1 protein-coding gene is annotated in these 475 nt (G+C 48.8%); it reads right to left on the reverse strand.

What is annotated here, in order from left to right:
* Nucleotides 1-475: DUF935 family protein (locus J8L97_RS23185; protein ID WP_211053083.1), on the reverse strand; the 475-nt coding region annotated here is incomplete at both ends.

Consider the following 475-nt stretch of genomic DNA (forward strand, 5'->3'; position numbering starts at 1 on the left):
GCCGTCTGCTTGGCCTGTTAGCGTGCCACCGAGCAATGCCTTACTTTGGGTTTTTTCACACCACGCAACAAAGTTTAAAAACGGGTCGGCTTGGCCCTTGGCCGCTTCTTTAAAATCAATCTCCATGCCACGCGGTATTATGCCGCCTGCATTGTGGCCGATTGATAAAACTGCCCGCATCAATGTGGCTTTTTCTTTGGTGCTTGCGCCTGCGGGGTATTTACCAATTTTGCTGGGTAGCCCATATATTTCTAAAAACTCGGCTAAGTCACGTATGCTGTAATTTTTAAATAAGTGCGGCCAAGCAAGGTTAGACGTTAATCCTGCTCGATGTAGATAGCCCGATTTGCTGCGGCTAACATGCGTCACCCAACCAAATGGGTTGAGCACTACGCCGCTTGGGTCATCACTGCGTAACCGTAGTTCGTTGCGATTATCAAGCGCGGTTTGGAACAAGCCTTGCTCTCTAAAACTC

Origin of the sequence: Pseudoalteromonas sp. MMG012 (assembly GCF_018100875.1) — a bacterium.
Taxonomy (GTDB): Bacteria; Pseudomonadota; Gammaproteobacteria; order Enterobacterales; family Alteromonadaceae; genus Pseudoalteromonas; species Pseudoalteromonas aurantia.